Origin of the sequence: Knoellia locipacati, assembly GCF_007992835.1 — a bacterium.
Classification (GTDB): Bacteria; Actinomycetota; Actinomycetes; order Actinomycetales; family Dermatophilaceae; genus Knoellia; species Knoellia locipacati.
Genome location: NZ_BKBA01000004.1, coordinates 235,293 through 252,026, shown reverse-complemented (window position 1 = coordinate 252,026; position 16,734 = coordinate 235,293). Strand labels below are relative to the sequence as shown.

At 71.2% G+C, this 16,734-nt stretch carries 18 protein-coding genes; 9 read left to right on the top strand and 9 right to left on the bottom strand.

Annotated features, from left to right (window positions below; all coding sequences use genetic code 11):
* Window positions 1–27: 27 nt before the first annotated feature.
* Complete coding sequence (locus tag KLO01_RS06990; protein WP_147063534.1) at window positions 28–789, bottom strand: class I SAM-dependent methyltransferase; 762 nt, start codon at window positions 787–789, stop codon at window positions 28–30.
* Window positions 790–901: 112 nt separating this feature from the next.
* Here KLO01_RS06990 and KLO01_RS06985 point away from each other — a divergent pair, with 112 nt between their 5' ends.
* The 8 genes from KLO01_RS06985 to KLO01_RS06955 all read left to right on the top strand — a co-directional run bounded on the left by KLO01_RS06985 (window position 902) and on the right by KLO01_RS06955 (window position 6,218).
* Complete coding sequence (locus KLO01_RS06985; RefSeq protein ID WP_147063532.1) at window positions 902–1,324, top strand: VOC family protein; 423 nt, start codon at window positions 902–904, stop codon at window positions 1,322–1,324.
* Between the two features lie 11 nt (window positions 1,325–1,335).
* Complete coding sequence (locus KLO01_RS06980) at window positions 1,336–1,953, top strand: GntR family transcriptional regulator (protein WP_147063530.1); 618 nt, start codon at window positions 1,336–1,338, stop codon at window positions 1,951–1,953.
* A 98-nt stretch (window positions 1,954–2,051) separates the two neighbouring features.
* Window positions 2,052–2,975: a universal stress protein gene (locus tag KLO01_RS06975; RefSeq protein ID WP_147063528.1), complete on the top strand. Its 924-nt coding sequence runs from the start codon at window positions 2,052–2,054 to the stop codon at window positions 2,973–2,975.
* A 173-nt stretch (window positions 2,976–3,148) separates the two neighbouring features.
* A complete protein-coding gene (locus KLO01_RS17490; RefSeq protein ID WP_275938373.1) occupies window positions 3,149–3,283 on the top strand; it encodes a hypothetical protein in 135 nt (44 codons plus the stop codon).
* 10 nt (window positions 3,284–3,293) lie between these two features.
* Window positions 3,294–4,445, top strand: coding sequence for a N(5)-(carboxyethyl)ornithine synthase (locus tag KLO01_RS06970; protein WP_147063716.1), 1,152 nt, complete (start codon window positions 3,294–3,296; stop codon window positions 4,443–4,445).
* A gap of 102 nt (window positions 4,446–4,547) precedes the next feature.
* The gene (locus KLO01_RS06965; protein ID WP_147063526.1) at window positions 4,548–4,976 is read left to right on the top strand and encodes a hypothetical protein; all 429 of its coding nucleotides are present in this window, start codon (window positions 4,548–4,550) and stop codon (window positions 4,974–4,976) included.
* A 16-nt stretch (window positions 4,977–4,992) separates the two neighbouring features.
* Window positions 4,993–5,436 carry a hypothetical protein gene (locus KLO01_RS06960; RefSeq protein WP_147063524.1) on the top strand — a complete coding sequence of 148 codons (444 nt, stop codon included), beginning with the start codon at window positions 4,993–4,995 and terminating at the stop codon, window positions 5,434–5,436.
* Between the two features lie 77 nt (window positions 5,437–5,513).
* Window positions 5,514–6,218: a M50 family metallopeptidase gene (locus tag KLO01_RS06955; protein WP_147063522.1), complete on the top strand. Its 705-nt coding sequence runs from the start codon at window positions 5,514–5,516 to the stop codon at window positions 6,216–6,218.
* Here the strand turns inward: KLO01_RS06955 and KLO01_RS06950 are convergent.
* The 7 genes from KLO01_RS06950 to KLO01_RS06920 all read right to left on the bottom strand — a co-directional run bounded on the left by KLO01_RS06950 (window position 6,215) and on the right by KLO01_RS06920 (window position 15,398).
* Entirely contained in the window at window positions 6,215–8,008 is a 1,794-nt protein-coding gene (locus tag KLO01_RS06950; RefSeq protein ID WP_147063520.1) for an alkaline phosphatase D family protein, read from the bottom strand. The two genes, KLO01_RS06955 and KLO01_RS06950, sit on opposite strands and share 4 nt — an antisense overlap.
* A gap of 72 nt (window positions 8,009–8,080) precedes the next feature.
* A complete protein-coding gene (locus KLO01_RS06945) occupies window positions 8,081–9,076 on the bottom strand; it encodes a DNA topoisomerase IB (protein ID WP_186827948.1) in 996 nt (331 codons plus the stop codon).
* Between the two features lie 118 nt (window positions 9,077–9,194).
* The gene (locus KLO01_RS06940; RefSeq protein WP_147063516.1) at window positions 9,195–9,536 is read right to left on the bottom strand and encodes a hypothetical protein; all 342 of its coding nucleotides are present in this window, start codon (window positions 9,534–9,536) and stop codon (window positions 9,195–9,197) included.
* 132 nt (window positions 9,537–9,668) lie between these two features.
* Window positions 9,669–10,760: a hypothetical protein gene (locus KLO01_RS06935; protein WP_147063514.1), complete on the bottom strand. Its 1,092-nt coding sequence runs from the start codon at window positions 10,758–10,760 to the stop codon at window positions 9,669–9,671.
* A gap of 187 nt (window positions 10,761–10,947) precedes the next feature.
* Window positions 10,948–13,194: a catalase/peroxidase HPI gene (gene katG / locus KLO01_RS06930; protein ID WP_246136095.1), complete on the bottom strand. Its 2,247-nt coding sequence runs from the start codon at window positions 13,192–13,194 to the stop codon at window positions 10,948–10,950.
* Window positions 13,191–13,679 carry a Fur family transcriptional regulator gene (locus tag KLO01_RS06925; RefSeq protein WP_147063512.1) on the bottom strand — a complete coding sequence of 163 codons (489 nt, stop codon included), beginning with the start codon at window positions 13,677–13,679 and terminating at the stop codon, window positions 13,191–13,193. Before KLO01_RS06925 ends, katG begins: the two co-directional genes overlap by 4 nt.
* An 84-nt stretch (window positions 13,680–13,763) precedes the next feature.
* Complete coding sequence (locus KLO01_RS06920; protein ID WP_147063510.1) at window positions 13,764–15,398, bottom strand: HNH endonuclease signature motif containing protein; 1,635 nt, start codon at window positions 15,396–15,398, stop codon at window positions 13,764–13,766.
* Between the two features lie 225 nt (window positions 15,399–15,623).
* On the opposite strand from KLO01_RS06920, the gene KLO01_RS06915 reads away from it, so the two are divergent.
* The gene (locus tag KLO01_RS06915; protein WP_186827947.1) at window positions 15,624–16,079 is read left to right on the top strand and encodes an SRPBCC domain-containing protein; all 456 of its coding nucleotides are present in this window, start codon (window positions 15,624–15,626) and stop codon (window positions 16,077–16,079) included.
* 4 nt (window positions 16,080–16,083) lie between these two features.
* Here the strand turns inward: KLO01_RS06915 and KLO01_RS06910 are convergent, their stop codons facing one another.
* Window positions 16,084–16,731, bottom strand: a complete 648-nt coding sequence (locus tag KLO01_RS06910; RefSeq protein WP_147063505.1) for a DNA-3-methyladenine glycosylase family protein — start codon at window positions 16,729–16,731, stop codon at window positions 16,084–16,086.
* Window positions 16,732–16,734 lie beyond the last annotated feature (3 nt).

The window sequence follows — 16,734 nt, the reverse complement described above, 5'->3', positions numbered from 1 at the left end:
TGGGGTTCAGGGCTGACGAGCCCCACCCTAGGCCCGACCGCGGATCGCCCACGCGACGGCGGTGACCTCGAACGGCCCCTGCGACGGGAACCCCGCCCGGCACTCCTCGCGCAGGGCGTCGCGCGCGGTCGGGTCGAGCGAGACGACGTAGTCGCCCGCAGGGCCGACGCCGAGCATGTAGGGCTCCCACCACTCGTCGAAGTCGGGGTGGGTCACGGTCACCGACAGCTCGGCGGTCTCGACGTCGAGCAGCCCGGCCTCGGTGGCGAGCTCGGCGAGATGACCCTCGCGAGCGCCCGGGAGGTAGGACTCGTCGGTGGCTCCTGGGTCGATGCGGCGGACCGCGCTCCACAGCGGGGCGAGCGGCGAGCGGTCACCGGCGAGGTCCCAGGTGCAGGCGGCGACCTGCCCGCCACGGGTCGTCACGCGGGCCATCTCGCCGAGGCCGGTGACGGGGTCCTGCATGAAGTGCACGACGAGCTGCGCGAGGGTCTGGTCGAAGAGCCCGTCGTCGAACGGCAGCTGCTCGGCCGGGGCCATCCGGACGTCGAGGTCGGGGAACCGGCCACGGATCGACTCGATGAACGGCGGGGACGGGTCGACGGCCGCGACGTGGTCGACCCCCACACGGTCGATGAGCACCGACGTCAGCGCACCCGGCCCGCAACCCACGTCGAGCACCCGCTCGCCGCGTCGCACGCCGACCCAGTCGGCGAACACCGGCCCGAGCGGCTCGGAGTAGCGGCCCATGAACCGCCCGTACGCGTCACCCGCGACGTCGAAGGTCATGTCGACGACGCTACTCCCGGTGCGCCGGGGCGACGAGGGGTTCGCTCTTGTGCGCTCGAGGGACTTATGTATACATTTGAGTCACTTGCACACAAACACTAAGGAGTATGCCGTGACCGCTCGCCCCTGCTTCCACCTCGCCATCCCCGTAGACGACATCGCCGCCGCCCGCGCGTTCTACGGCGGCGTGCTCGGCCTGTCCGAGGGGCGCTCCGCCGAGCAGTGGATCGACTGGAACTTCTTCGGCCACCAGGTCGTGACCCACGAGGTCGCCGTCCACCCCGGCCCCGCCGGGCACAACCACGTCGACTCGCACGAGGTGCCGGTGCCGCACTTCGGCGCCGTCCTCGCGATCGACGACTTCCACGAGCTCTCCGCGACGATGAAGGAGGCCGGTGCGACGTTCGTCATCGAGCCCTACCTGAGGTTCGAGGGCCAGCCCGGCGAGCAGTGGACGATGTTCTTCCTCGACCCCGCCGGCAACGCCATGGAGTTCAAGGCCTTCGCCGACGAGTCGCAGATCTTCGCGAAGTAGGGTCGGCGCCCGTGACCTCCAAGGCCGACCGCGTCCGGCAGGCCGTCCTCGCCGACATCCTGTCGGGCGCCGTCGCTCCGGGAACCCCGCTCGACGAGGTCGCCCTGGCGCAGCAGCACGACGTGTCGCGCACCCCTGTCCGCGAGGCACTGCGCGCACTGCAGGGCGACGGGCTGCTCGAGGTCGGTCCACGTCGGCAGCTGCTTGTCGTCGACGTCTCGCCCGAGCGCCGGCGCGAGGTCACGACCCTGCGGGTGGCGCTCGAGGGCGCGGCGACCGCGGCCGCCTGCGAGCGGCGGGACGAGGACGACCTCGACCGGCTCGAGCTGCTGCTGCTCAAGCAGGGACGCGCAGCCGGGGCCGGTGACGCCGAGACCTTCCTCCGGCTCGACGAGGAGTTCCACCTCGCCCTCGCCGGCGCCGCCCGGATGCCGACGCTGTCGCGGATGCTCGAGCAGCTCGGGGCGTTCGTGCGGCTCGGCCGGCTCGGCGAAGCGACGACCACCCCCCACATGCACGGCCTCGTCGGCGAGCACGAGGAGCTCGTCTCGCTGCTGCGCTCGCGCAGGGCCGCGCGGCTGCGCAGCGCCCTCGCGACCCACATCGAGCAGACCACTCCCCGCGGCTGACCGCCGCAACCGTCGCGCGACGGGACGTTCGACCCTGCTCTTGACGCCACATCCTCGCGAGGCTGTCGGTGACGACTCAGGGAGTGAGGTGCCGGCGCATGGACGCGGCTTCCGGCTGGACGACGGGGGCGGGCCACTCCGGCCCGCCTCCCGCGATCGCGCACGGTGGCCCGGTGGTCGTCGGTGTGGACTCGGCTCCCGAGAGCCGCGCCGCGCTGACTTGGGCCATCGAGGAGGCGACGCGCCGGAAGCGGCCCCTGCACCTGCTCCACGCCCGCGCCCGTCAGGACAGCTCCGGGCCGGTGGCACCCGGCGCCCAGGACCCGGACCCCGTGCGGACCGTCGTCGAGACGGCGCTGGTCCGCGCCCGCACCGTGGCTCCCGACCTCGAGGTGACGACGCAGGTGAGCGACGAGAGCCCGGCGACCGCCCTCGTGGCGGCCTCGGAGTCTGCGTCGTGCGTGGTCGTGGGCTCGCGCGGGCGTGGGGCTCTCACCGGGGCCGTGCTCGGGACGACGTCGGCGGAGGTCGCGGTCCGCGCCTCCTGCCCCGTCGTCGTGGTGCGTCGCCTCGGGGTGGTGGAGACCGAGCGTCCGAGCGTCGTCGTGGGGACGGACGGCTCCGGGCTCTCGACCGAGGCCATCGGCTACGCCTTCGCCCAGGCCTCCCTGCGCCGCCTGCCTCTGACGGTCGTGCACGCCTGCCCCTCCCGCTCGAGCGGAGGGTACGTCGCACCGTGGCTCTCCGACGACCCGGCGGCCCGGGTTGCGGAGGAACAGGCGGCCACGGCCGAGGAGGTCACCGGATGGTCCGAGCAGTACCCCGACGTCCGGGTCCGTCGGCATGTCCTGCGGGCCGACCCGGTCAAGGCGCTCGTGGACCACTCCCGCGGCGCCGAGCTCCTCGTCGTCGGCAGTCGAGGGATCGGCGGCGTGAGCGGCAGGCTGGTCGGGTCGGTGAGCCAGGGCGTGCTGAGCCGGGCGCACTGCCCGGTCGTCGTCGTCCGCACCGGCACCGGGTGACCCGGGCCTGACCCAGCCTGAACGGGCCCGTCCCGGCCCGACCCCGGGCCCGAGCCGACCTGACCGGGGCCCCACCTGGTCACGATGGTCGATGCACCCCGGTCGGCAGCGATGCCACGGGCGTACTGTCGGACCACAGGGACCCTTCGGGTCTCCCAACCGAGGGACACACCATGTCCGACAAGTCTCCGCGCCACTCGCTCTCGAAGAAGTCCGACAAGTCGATCAAGGAGAAGCGCGCCGACAAGCGCGCCAAGGCCAACGAGGCCACCGGGATCGAGACCACCCTCCACGGCAAGAAGCGCTGACTTGGCGTCGATGCTGTCGCTCGGGGTCCTCGCCCACTCGCGCAAGGAGAACGAGCACCGGCTCCCGATCCACCCGGAGCACGTCGACCGGATCGATGCCGACCTGCGCGCCCGGATCTTCGTCGAGGAGGGCTACGGCCTGCGGTTCGGCGTCTCCGACGAGACGCTCGCCGCCTCCCTCGGCGGCGTCCGGACCCGCGCCGAGCTGCTGGCCGAGTGCGACGTCATCCTCCTGCCCAAGGTCCAGGCCGAGGACCTCGCCGAGATGCGCGAGGGACAGGTCGTCTGGGGGTGGCCGCACTGCGTCCAGGACGCAGCGCTGACCCAGGAGGCGATCGACAGGCGCCTCACCCTCATCGCGTTCGAGGCGATGAACCACTGGGCCCGTGACGGCAGCTTCCTCCTCCACGTCTTCCACCTCAACAACGAGCTCGCGGGATACAGCTCCGTGCTGCACGCGCTCTCGCTCGCAGGCACGACCGGCACCTACGGCCGCCGGCTGCGCGCGGTCGTCATCGGCTTCGGTGCGACGGCCCGGGGCGCCGTCACCGGCCTGAGCGCGCTGGGCATCTCCGACGTCCGCGTCCTCACCAACCGCAAGGTCGCCGCGGTGGCATCCCCGATCCACTCGGTGCAGATCGTCCACCTCGACCACGACGACGACGACCCGTCACAGACCTGCGCGGTGACCACGACGGGCAGGGTGCCTCTCGCGCCCTACCTCGCCGACAACGACATCGTCGTCAACTGCGTCCTGCAGGACACCGCGTCGCCGTGGACGTTTCTCGTCGAGGACGACCTCGACCGGTTCCGGCCGGGCAGCATCATCGTGGACGTGTCGTGCGACGAGGGCATGGGTTTCAGCTGGGCCAAACCCACGTCGTTCGAGGACCCGACCTTCACCGTCGGCGACAACGTCACCTACTACGCCGTCGACCACACGCCGTCGTACCTGTGGGAGTCGGCCACGTGGGTCAACAGCGAGGCGCTGCTCCCACACCTGCGCACCGTCCTCACCGGCCCCGAGGCGTGGCCGGCCGAGCCGACGATCGAGCGGGCGATCGAGATCCAGGACGGCGAGATCCGCAACCCGGCGATCCTCGCGTTCCAGGACCGCGACGAGGCCTACCCGCACGCGCGGCGCCCCGGGGCGAGCTCCTAGGCCCGGCGTCACCGGATCGCTGCGGCTCGTCCGCAGCGGTTTCGCAGTGGATGCGCAGCCGTCCTCGCCACGCTCTCCCCACCACCAACGAAGGGGAGAGTCGTGAAGAAGAAGATCCTGACCCTTGCCGTGGCGACGACCGGGTTCCTCCTGGTCGGCCCCACGCCGGCCCATGCCGCACCCAGACCCCCGGCCGACCCGGCCGCGCAGCTCATCTGCGCGACGTGGAACACCGGCGGCTGGAACCCCGTCTACAGCTGCTACGACCGCCACTTCGACAACTTCTGGGTCTACGACGGGGACGCCGACGGCAACTCCGCCGTCGTCCGCTGGCGCACCGCCACGGGCGAGGAGTCCGGCTCGTGCCGCAACGCCGGGGGCAGCGGCACGTGGAAGCGCTGCGCCTACGACCTGCGCGAGTACAAGCCGAACGGCACCCGCAACACCGTCCACTGGGACGAGTGGCGCTACGACTCGGCCTACGACTCGTGGCAGCTCATCACCGCCCCCGCAGGCTCGTCCGCCACCTGACCGGAAGGAACCCACCATGACGACCAAGCAGAGAGTCCGGGTCGCAGCCGTCGCGACCGCCGTCCTCGCGACGACGCTGGCCGGCGTCGGCCCCGCGAGCGCGAACACCTCCCCGAGCGGTTGCGGCACACCGCACTTCGTCAACAGCACGGGCATCTACACCGTCTGGGACGACCGCGTCGGAACGCTGACCCAGTACTGGGGCTGGTGCGACGGCAACCTGCGCAACTGGGCGCACGTCCACCTCGGCTCGGCCACCGCCTGGGAGACCAAGGTGAGCATCCAGACAACCGACGGGGTCAAGCACGGCGTGCGGGTCGGTCGCTACGGCAACGACTTCACGTCCGCCCCCACGGCGACGATGGACCGCCGCACCCGCGCGCGCGTGGAGGGCACGATCCTCGGCCCGGGCCAGCACGAGATCGCCCTCAAGGTGGGCGTGACGGCATACACCGGCTGACGCGCACGACGCGCTGACGCACGCGGCGCACGGGCCGGTCGGGGGCCCCACAGCCTTCCCGGCTACGTTCTGCGCCCATGGACGTCGGCACCGAGCTCAGCACCCGCCTCGCCGCCGCCACCCCCGGACTCCCGGCGGGGGCGGTGGCGACGGCGGGGCTCGCTGCGCTCGTCGTCGTCCTCGTCCCGACGATCTGGCTGCGCCTGCGAATCGCCATCACGCTCGTCCACGAGCTGGGCCACGCGGTCGTCGGTGTCCTGTCGGGGCGCCGGTTCACCGGCTTCGTCGTCCGCGGCGACATGTCCGGCCACGCCGTCACCGTCGGCCCGGCGCGCGGCTTCGGGCGGATCGCGACGACCTGGGCGGGCTACCCGATGCCGGCGCTCGTCGGCCTCCTCATGCTGTGGGCAGCGACACGTGGGTATGCCGGCGCGCTCCTCTTCGGTCTGCTCCTCACCCTCGTCGTCGTCCTCGTGTTCGTGCGCTCGGCCGGGACACTGCTCACCGTGCTCGCCGCGGGCGCGGCGGTGGGGGGTCTGTGGTGGTGGCGCAACGACGAGGTCCAGGTGCTCGCCGTCGTGGCCACCGGCTTCGTGCTGCTCGTCGGCGCCTGGCGCCACCTCGGCGCCCTCGTCGGCGCCGGCCGACGCGACCGCGGGAGTGACGCGGCCGTGCTCGGCCAGCTCACCGGCATCCCGGCCCCGCTGTGGGTCGGGACCTTCGCGGCCGTGCTGGCGGCGGCGAGCTGGGCCGCGGCCAGCCTCGTCCTCGCGCTGACCTAGTCGCCCCGCGGACGGTCCGAGCGCGGACCGACCGGACCGCTCGCCGCGGTGGCGCGACGGCTGCCGGCGAGGGTCTGGAAGCTGCGGGTGTAGGTCGGCACGACCGTCGGGACGGTGCGCGGGTCCGGCTGCGCACTCGTCGGGGCCGGCGTGTGGTGGTAGTCGGCGTGCACCCGCTCGGGTGTGACGTCGAGGACGACGAAGCCGTGGCTCACCCCGTCGATGTAGCGCAGCCACGGGTTGAGCTGCTGTGCAGCGCCGATGGCCTGCCGGGTGGCGCCGACGACGACCTCCGGCGGCTTGCCCAGGAGGTCCTTCGTGCCGGCGAGGACCTCGACGAAGCCGTCGCTCGTCACGCTCGGGCAGACGAACTCCACGCCGGCGGACGTGTAGGTCGGGTTGCCCGGCGACGCGGCGACCGGCAGGTCGCCGACGAAGGACGCGTGGATGTCGCCGGTGAGGACGACGACGTCACCCGAGTCGGCGCTCGGCTGGGCCGCGGCGTGCGTGAGCAGGTTGGTGCGGTCGGCGGTGTAGCCGTCCCACTGGTCGGCGTTGACGAACGTCAGGCCGGGGGCGCCGAGCGCGGCACCCGGGTAGAGCACGGGCGTCACCATGACCTGGTTGCCGAGGAGGTGCCAGCGGCGCCTGCCCGTGAGTCCGTCCTTGATCCAGGTGAGCTGCTCGGGCTCGGGCAGGTGCCGGCCGGGGTGGGCGATGGCACCGTCGATGGCCGGGTTGAGCCCGACGGGGACGAACCCGTCGAACGGCACGCCGGGCACGGTGACCTGGAGGCTGCGGTTCTGGCGGGTCTCGACGATCGAGAGGTCCCCGAGGTCGCCGAAGGTGAACCGCCGGAAGAAGCGGGTGCCCCGGTGCGGCGTCGACTGCGACTGGTCGGGCAGGCGGAACGGCATCCACTCGAGGTAGGCCTGCATCGCCTGCGCCCGGCGCACGAGGTAGTCGCCCTCGCTGGCCTGGTGGTTGCCGGCGCCCCCGGCCCACGCGTTGTTGGCGACCTCGTGGTCGTCGAAGATCGTGATCCACGCGTGCTGCCGGTGCGCCGCCTGCAGGTCGGGGTCGGCCTTGTGCAGCGCGTGCCGCAGGCGGTAGCCCGTGAGGTCGATCGTCTCGGTCGGGGGCTGGCTGTCGCGGACGCCGGCGAGCGAGGCCGGGCCGTAGCGGTCGGCGCCGTTGCCGTACTCGTAGATGTAGTCACCCACGTGGAGCACGAAGTCGAGGTCGTCTCGCTGCGCGAGGGCCCGGTATGCCGTGAAGTACCCGCCCGTGTAGTTGCTGCAGCTCACGAGCGCGAGACGCAGGGCGTGGGTCTCGCCGGGGATGTCACCCGCGGTCTGGGTGCGGCCCGTCTCGGAGAACTCGCCGAGGCTCTGGAAGCGGTAGTAGTAGCGCGTGTAGGGGTCGAGGTCCTGCACGTCGACCTTGACGGTGTGGTCGCGGTCGGGGCTGGTGTGCACCAGGCCGTGGGCGACGACCCGGGTGAAGCGGGGGTCGCGGGCGACCTGCCACCGCACCGGGATCGAGGCACCGAGACCGCTGCCGGGGGTCGCGACCGGGTCGCCCTTGTGCCGCTGGGGCGGGGTCGCGCGGGTCCAGATGATGACGGAGTCGCCGGTCGGGTCACCGCTGGCGACGCCGTAGCCGAAGATGCCTTTGGAGGCGGGTGCGGCTGCTGCCGCTGGGTCGAAGGCTCGAGGAAGTGCAAACGCTGCACTCGCGACGGCCACGCCCTTGAGGACGCTGCGCCGGTCAACCGAGGGGTTCGTCATCCTCGGAGGCTATTCCTGTGCCACGGGTCGCGGCAGGGGTTCGGGAGAACCCCGCCATGGCGCGCGAAGTGCTCAGCTCAGGAGGGTGCGGACCTCCTTCTCGATCGCCTCCTGCCGGCGCATCGGGTTGCGACCGGTGGCCTTCGGGACGGTGATCGTCTCGCCGTTGTCGTAGCGGTCGATGACCCGGGGGTCGACGTAGGAGTTCTTGGCGATGGTGGGGGTGTTGCCGAGGTAGTCCGAGACCTGCTGGACGGCCTCCTTGACCGCGCGCTTGCGCGAGGCCTGCGTGTCGCCCGGCTCGGGCGACGAGGCCAGGCCCACCGCCGCGTGGACGGTGGCGTGCCACGTGCGGAAGTCCTTGGCGGTGACCTCGGCGTCGAAGATGTCGTGGAGGTAGGCGTTGACGTCGGGCGCCTCGAGGTCGCGCCAACCCGAGTCCGTGCGGTAGGCGAGGACCCGCTTGGACGTCGAGCGGCGCTTGCGCATCTCGCCGATCGCCGCGGCGACGTCCTCGTCGCGGATCGTCACCTTCTGCGAGACACCGCTCTTGCCGTCGAAGGCGAAGACGAGTCCCTCGCCGACCTTGCGGACGTGCTGGCGCTCGAGCGTCGTGAGGCCGAACGAGCCGTTGGCGTCGGTGTAGACGTCGTTGCCGATCCGGAAGTAGCCGAGGTCGAGCAGGCGCACGGCGACAGCGGCGGCGCGCTCCAACGGCATACCGTCGCGGTGGAGGTCACGGGTGACGCGACGGCGGGCGGCCGGGAGCTGCTCGGCGGCCTCGAGGATGCGCTGGAACTTGAGCTCGTCGCGCTTGACCCGCCAGTCGGGGTGGTAGAGGTACTGCCGCCGGCCCGCGTCGTCGGTGCCGACGGCCTGGATGTGGCCGTTGGCGACGGAGCAGATCCACACGTCCTCCCACGCGGGCGGGATGGCGAGCGAGCGGATCCGCTCGACCTCGGGCTGCGGCAGCCGCTTGCCCTCGCGGTCGAGGTAGGTGAAGCCCTTGCCGGCGCGACGCCGGGTCCAGCCGCGGTCCTGCGGGGAGACGGTGCGCAGTCGGGTCATGCGCGCCATCGTCGCAGGTCAGGAAGCCTATCTCGCCACTTATTGCCCCACCGCGCGTCTTCCGGCCCACGTGCGCCGCCCGCGGTGGGGCCCGATGGGGCAATCAGTGGCGGCAGGGCTACCAGTCGTGGCCGTGGACGAGGAGCGCCGACTCGAGCTCGAACCGCTCGCTGCGCGACAGCCCGAGCCCGTCGGGGACGGGCAGGTCCACGCTGCGGCAGTAGTCGCGCAGCGCCAGGTCATAGGCCAGGGTGCTGGCGGCCAGCCGCTCGGCCTTGTTGGGCTGGTTGCCCTCCTCGACCTGACGCAGGTGGTCGGCGAGCCGGGCCAGCTCGAGCCCGAGCAGGACGGGGGCGAGGGGCTCGGGCGGGTGGCGGTCGCGGCGGGCCACGACGACCGGGAGCAGGGCGCCGAGCAGCGCCATCACGACCACCCCGAGGATGCCGGCCATTGCGCTCACCTCGGAACCAGTCTGCTCCGACTAGGGCGGGCTCCACAATGGCCAGGAGCGGAAGGGTTTGGCAACGGGGGGCAGCGGCAAACGGAGAAGAACCGCAGATCCAAGGCGCCTGAATACGCCGTCAGCTGGCAATCACGCGCAATTGTCGACGTTCTCCTGCGTCATAGACCACTTCCACAGTCCATCCTCGCTCAACATTCGGGCGTCAACGGGGACCTGCATGCCGGACGTAGTCACTTGGGCGGACACCTTCGTCGCAGGCAGTTTCGCGCTCGTACCCGGGATCGTGATGGTTCCAACATCGGTCACGCTCAGGAGTTTCGACCACTTCAGATCCGGCACCTGCTCACTGTTTCGGCAGGCCACGTACTCCTTTTCGGAGATGATCTTCTGCTGCGCACTGACGAGCGTCACGTACTGAGCCTTCCAGTCCTTCTTCGAGAACTGGTCTACCCAGATTTTGAACGCAGACTCAGCCGATCCGGACACCGCGGCTGCTGTTGGCGAAGGGGAAGCGCCCGCCGACGGCTCTGACTCTCCGAGCGAGCCCGTGTAGACCGAGCACGATGCTGGGTTACCCGAAACGATGATGTTCGAATCCACTCGGACCTTTCCGTTTGCTGGCACCAGCTCCGGGAACTCGGACCCTCCACCGACGAGGTTCCCGGCAGCGTCAGCGCATGCAATGGCAAGGCGGAGGTCTTTCAGCGGCTGTGATGTGGGATTCGAGACCTCGAAACTCGCCTCCTGACCGCCGTACTCGGACTTCTTGATGACCACCTTCGAAACGGGGAGGGCAGGGAACGGCTTGTCACTGAAAGTTCCGTTCGCCTCCACGTCCAATGTCGCCTCGACCTTGGCGGCCTTCATCCCTGGCTCAAGGCTGACCTGAGTTCCGATGATGTGGTCAGCGTCCGGCTGGGAGAAGGACTCGACCTGGGCTTCGGACTTCAGCACAGAGCCCTTGTCGTCAAGCACATTGAAGTTCACAGTGACCGTCTGTCCGACGTAGGTCGAGTTGTTGTGAACTATGGCCGTCACCCACACGTATTCGTCTCTCTGACCGAATCCTGACTTCACGAGCGCACCAAGCTCTTTTGGCGGCGTGGTCTGCGCAGCTGGCACCTTGGGGTCGCTAGTGTCGCTTTCCGATGTTTTCTCGCCGCCCCCACAGGAGGCCAGAGCGAGGACGACGACCGTCGCAGTGAAGAGTGAGCGAAGCATGTGAATTCCCCTAGCTGACATTGCGGACAGGCGCAGGCAGAAAGGTAGCCGATGCGATTCCCTTGTTCTTCGCCGGCCGTAGGTTCTCGGCCATTCTGGGGTTGAAACAGGAAGGTCCTGCCAGACGCGCCATAGTTCGCGCGCCTGACAGGACCTTCGATAACCCGCACCGGGCGGGGGTTGGTGCCTACTTCTTGACGTCGTAGCGGTCGAGGTCCATGACCTTGGCCCACGCGGCGACGAAGTCGTGCACGAACTTCTCGCCGACGTCGTCGGAGGCGTAGGCCTCGGCGACGGCGCGCAGCTCGGAGTTGCTGCCGAACACGAGGTCGGCGCGCGTGCCCGTCCACTCCTGACCCGCCGCACCGCGACCGATGTAGGTGTCGTCGTCGGCCGGCGTCCACGTCGTGCCCAGGTCGAGCAGGTTGACGAAGAATTCGTTGCTCAGCGTGCCGACGCGGTCGGTGAGTACACCGTGCGTCGAGCCACCGGCGTTGGCGCCGAGCGAACGCAGGCCACCGACGAGCACGGTGAGCTCGGGTGCCGAGAGGCTGAGCAGGTTCGCGCGGTCGACGAGCGAGTACTCCGCGGGGAGGCGGTTGTCGCGCTTCTCGAAGTTGCGGAACCCGTCGGCCGACGGCTCGAGCCACGCGAAGGAGTCGACGTCGGTCTGCTCCTGGGTCGCGTCGCCGCGGCCCGGGGTGAACGGCACCTCGACCTCGACACCGGCGGCGCGAGCGGCCTGCTCGACACCGACGTTGCCGGCGAGGACGACGGCGTCGGCGAACGAGACGTTGTGCGCCGCCGCGACCTCCTCGATCTTCGGGAGGACCTGCGCCAGCTCGGCCGGGTCGTTGACCGTCCACGAGCGCTGCGGCTCGAGACGGATGCGACCACCGTTGGCGCCACCACGCTTGTCACTGGTGCGGTGGCTGGCAGCTGCGGCCCAAGCCGTCTTGACGAGCTGGCTCACGGACAGGCCGGAGTCGGCGATCGCGGCCTTGGCGGCGGCGATGTCGTCGGCGGACGTGCCGAGCTCGTTGGCGGGGATCGGGTCCTGCCAGAGGAGCTCCTCGCTCGGGACCTCGGGGCCGAGGTAGCGGTCGACCGGGCCCATGTCGCGGTGCGTCAGCTTGTACCAGGCACGCGCGAACGCGTCCGCGAACTCGGCCGGGTTCTCGTGGAAGCGACGGGAGATCGCCTCGTATGCCGGGTCGACCCGGAGCGCGAGGTCGGTCGTGAGCATCGTGGGCAGACGCTTGGCGCCGCCCTCGTCGGGTGCGGGGATGATCGCCTCGGCGTCTTTGGCGACCCACTGCGCGGCACCGGCGGGCGACTGCGAGAGCTCCCACTCGTGGCCGAAGAGCATGTCGAAGAAGCCGTTGCCCCACTGCGTCGGCGTCGGGGTCCAGGTGACCTCGAGACCGGACGTGATGGCGTCCTTGCCCTTGCCGGACTGGAAGGACTGCTTCCAGCCGAGGCCCTGCTCCTCGAGCGCGGCGGCCTCGGGCTCGGCTCCGACGTAGGCCTCGGGGTCGGCGGCACCGTGGGTCTTGCCGAAGGTGTGACCACCGGCGATGAGGGCGACGGTCTCCTCGTCGTCCATGGCCATGCGGGCGAACGTCTCGCGGATGTCGATGGCGGACAGCGCCGGGTCCGGGTTGGCGTTGGGGCCCTCGGGGTTGACGTAGATGAGGCCCATCTGGACGGCGGCGAGCGGGTTGTCGAGCTTACGGTCGCCTTGGTAGCGCTTGTCGCCGAGCCACTCGGTCTCGGGGCCCCAGTAGACGTCGTCGTCGGGCTCCCACGCGTCGACGCGGCCACCGGCGAAGCCGAAGGTCTCGAAGCCCATCGTCTCGAGCGCGACGTTGCCGGTGAGGATCATGAGGTCGGCCCACGAGAGCGACGAGCCGTACTTCTTCTTGACCGGCCACAGCAGGCGGCGGGCCTTGTCGAGGTTGCCGTTGTCGGGCCAGGAGTTGAGCGGCGCGAACCGCTGCTGGCCGGTGCCACCGCCACCACGACCGTCCTGGACGCGGTAGGTGCCGGCGCTGTGCCACGCCATGCGGATCATGAACGGGCCGTAGTGGCCGAAGTCCGCGGGCCACCAGTCCTGCGACGTCGTGAGGACCTCGCTGATGTCGCTCTTGACGGCGGCGAGGTCGAGTGCCTCGAAGGCCGCGGCGTAGTCGAAGTCGCTGCCGAGAGGGTTGGACGCCGGCTGGTTCTTGGCGAGGATCTTGAGGTTGAGCCGGTTCGGCCACCAGACGCGGTTCGCGTCACCCTGGGTCGGGTGCGCCGCGGCGCCGTGCATGACGGGGCAGCCGCTGGGGGCGTCGCCCTCGGGGGTGGTGACGCCGTCCGGGGTGGTCGGCGCCTCCTGGTTCATCTCCTTGACCTCGGCGTCGTCGGACATGTTGTCGTGGATGGTCATCGGCGTCCCTTCTCGTGGTGTGGTGCTGTGCTGTCGGAGTCCGGCTGGTTCTGGCAGTTCGGGCAGAGGCCCCAGTAGATGACCTCGGCCTCGTCGACGGCGAAGCCCTGCGGGTCGGACGCGTGCAGGCACGGCGCCCTGCCGGTCGCGCAGGCGACGTCGGTGATGGAGCCGCAGACGCGGCACACGGCGTGGTGGTGGTTGTCGCCGACACTCAGCTCGTAGCGCGCGACCGAGCCTGTGGGCTGGATCCTGCGCACGAGACCCGCGTCCGTGAGCGCGTGCAGGCAGTCGTAGACCGCCTGGTGCGAGACCGTTGTATGCCGTCCGCGCACCGCGTCGAGGACCGTGCCGGTATCGGCGTGCGGGCTCTCGCGCAGGGCGTGCAGGACCGCGAGCCGGGGTCGCGTCACGCGCAGGTGGGCACCCCGGAGCAGCTGCTCGTCGTCGACGTGCGGGACGTCGGTGGTGGGGGTGGTGGGCATGCGTCCACCCTTGTCCCTTTTCTTGAATGTGTCAAGAATTGCAGGTCAGGACGGGGTGCGTCGTTCCGGGCGACACTCCCCCCGTCAGGCCGCCGCGGGCTCCGGCATCTCGTGGAGGCTCCCCGGACCGCGCACGTCGGCGTCATGGATCGCCTCGAGCTCGGCCACGAGGTCCTCGTCGTCGGCCCACGAGCGCGCCCAGGCGCCGGCCCACGGGTCGGGTCCACCCACGTCGAGGGCGCGCCGTCGATGCTCCGCGTCGCGCCGCCGGTCGGCTCGTCGGCGCTCACCGTCGCGCCGCCGGGCGGCGAGCCGGCGGGACAGGGCGATGTCGTAGCTCCCCGGAGTGCCGTCCCACGTGACGGAACGGCCGAACTCGTCGGGCGGATGGACCGTGGCCACGAGGCGCTGGTCGTGGACGTGGGTGTGATGTCGCTGGCAGAGCAGGGCTGCGTTGTCGAGGTCCGACCGCCCGCCGTCGACCCAGTGCACGACGTGGTGGGCGCGGCCCCACGATGCCGGTGCGTCGCACCCGGGCCACGTGCAGCCACCGTCGCGGTGGGTCAGGGCCCGGCGCTGGCCACGGGTGAACAGCCGCGCCGCGCGACCCACGTCGAGCACCTCCCCGGCGCTGCCGAGGACGACCGGGATGATGTCGGCGTCGCAGGCCAGCCGCCGGACGTCACCCGCGTTGAGGATGGTGCCGGCCGCGGTGGACCCGACCACCGTCCCGAACGCGGTCGTCGACGGGCACCCCGGGACCGAAGTGCCGGACAGGTCGAGGAACCGCACGAGGTCGGTCAGGCCCATCGTCACGTGGAGAGCCGTCGGCGCCGCCGCCGGGCCGGCGACCTCACCGTCGCGCGCCGCGTGCCCGGTGACGATCGACATGAGGGCTTCGGCGCGGCGCTGACCGTGGGAGCGCGGGTCGAAGGCTCCGGTCGCCGGGTCGGGCACCGGACTGGCGAGCGGACCCAGCGCGGCCTCGAGGGCAGCGGACTGCTCGGGGGTGAGGCCCATGCGGTACTCGGTGATGTCACCCTCGGACACTTCGGGCTGGGACAGGTGGGCGGCGGTCCGCAGTCGTCGCTGGTCATCGTCGAGCTCGCCGTCGAGACCGTGCTGGGCCAGGAGCCGCGTGCGCACCCGCTTGACGTCGCGGACGCCGCACAGCACACCGTGGTCGAGCATCGCCGCGGCCACGGTCGGGATCGCCTCGGGCCGCAGCCGGTCGGCGAGACGCGCGATCTCGGTGAGCATCGTTCGCGCCAGCGGCACCCCGACCTCGCCCGTGACGACCCGCGCCCACACGACACCCTCGGCCCGCTGCGGATCGGCGAACGCTCCCGCACGAGGACCCTCGGTCGACCACTGACCGCCCGGCGTGCAGTGGGCGACGTCGACGGCGAACGACGCGAGCTGCCCGGCGCCGCCCTGTCGCAGCGACGGTGCGTGCTCGAGGACCCACTCGTGGGCGGACCCGGCGCCTCGTCGGGCGGAGGTGAACTCCCCTCGATGGGCGGCCTCGGTCGTCACGAGAACCTGCGTCGCGCAGGCCTGCGCCTTCACCGCGTCGGCGAGACGCAGGACCTCGGCCAGCTCGGCGCCACTGAGCTGCGGCAGCGCCTCCCGGACCGCAGTGAGGGCCGACCGGGCGGACTCGAGCGCGACGACGGCAGCATGGGGAGCGCCCTGCCCGTCTGCGACCTCGATGTCCATACCCCATTCTCTCGAACTCCTGTTCGAGAGTCAAGCGTTCGAGCGGACCTGTGAACGACGAATTCGACTGAGCGACAGGCGAACTCACACACAGAGCGGCGCACGGCATACCCCTTCGCGACAGCCTACGATCGGCCACCGACACACCGGTGCGACCGACGTCCTTCACGCGTTTTCTTAGCTCTCATCTCGCGCGAGCGCAGCATTTCGGAGCACACTGGAGGCGTGCTTCCCCGGGACCACGACACAGCGCTGGACGGCGACGGTGCCATCGTGTGCACGCAGCAGGTGGAGGCAGACCCGGTGCACGCCTTCGAGGTGTTCACGGAGCGGCTGGGCGACTGGTGGGACCCGAGGCTGACCGCGGACCCGTCGACCTACGAGGGCGCCGACGTCGAGGAGGTCGAGGGCGGCCAGGTGGTGCTGCACCACGACGGTGAGGACTACCCGATCGGGCAGGTCACCGAGTGGACGACGGGTGAGCGGTTCGCGATGACGTTCCACCTCTCGCTGCCGCGTGACCACCCGACCGAGCTCGTCGTCGACTTCGAGCCGACCGACGACGGCACCCTCGTGACGCTCACCCACGACGGGTGGAACCCGGACAACATCGCCCGGCGCAGCACGTTCAGCGAGTGGCCGCACCTGCTGGCGCGCTTCGCGGCGGTCGCCGAGGACTGAGCGCTCAGTCGCCCGGCCGGAGGTCGACGTCGGTCTCGCGTCGGCCGCGCCGGGTGAGGTAGCCGTGCCAGAGCAGCCGCGCCGCGGTCGACCGGTGCGGGCGCCACTGCTCGCCGAGCTCCTCGAGCGCCGCACCCACCGGCACCTCGGCGAGACCGAGCCGTTCGCCCACGGCGACCTGGAGGGCACGGTCCCCGATCGGCCACACGTCGGGGCGGTCGAGGCACGCGAGGAGGTAGGCCTCGGCGGTCCAGCGCCCGATGCCGGGCAGGGCGGTGAGCCGCGCGGCGACCTCGTCGTCGGGGAGCGTCGCCAGGGCTTCGAGGTCGAGCTCGCCGGACTCGACCGCGGTCGCGAGCGCCCGGAGGTAGCGGTCCTTCTGGCGCGAGACGCCGTCCTCGCGCAGCTGCTCCGGGGTGGTGGCGAGCAGCGCGGTCGGGGTCATGGCGCCGGCGCGGGCTCGCACCCGGGCATAGGCCGCGGCCGCCGAGGCGAGCGAGACCTGCTGCTCGAGGATGAGGAGCACGAGGCTGGGGAACCCCGGTGGACGCGACCAGCGCTCGGGGACACCGTGCTCGTCGAGCTCGGCGGCGAGGTGGGGGTGGAGCGTCGCGACCTCGTGCACGTGCTGCTCCCAGCGCGCGTGGTCCATCGG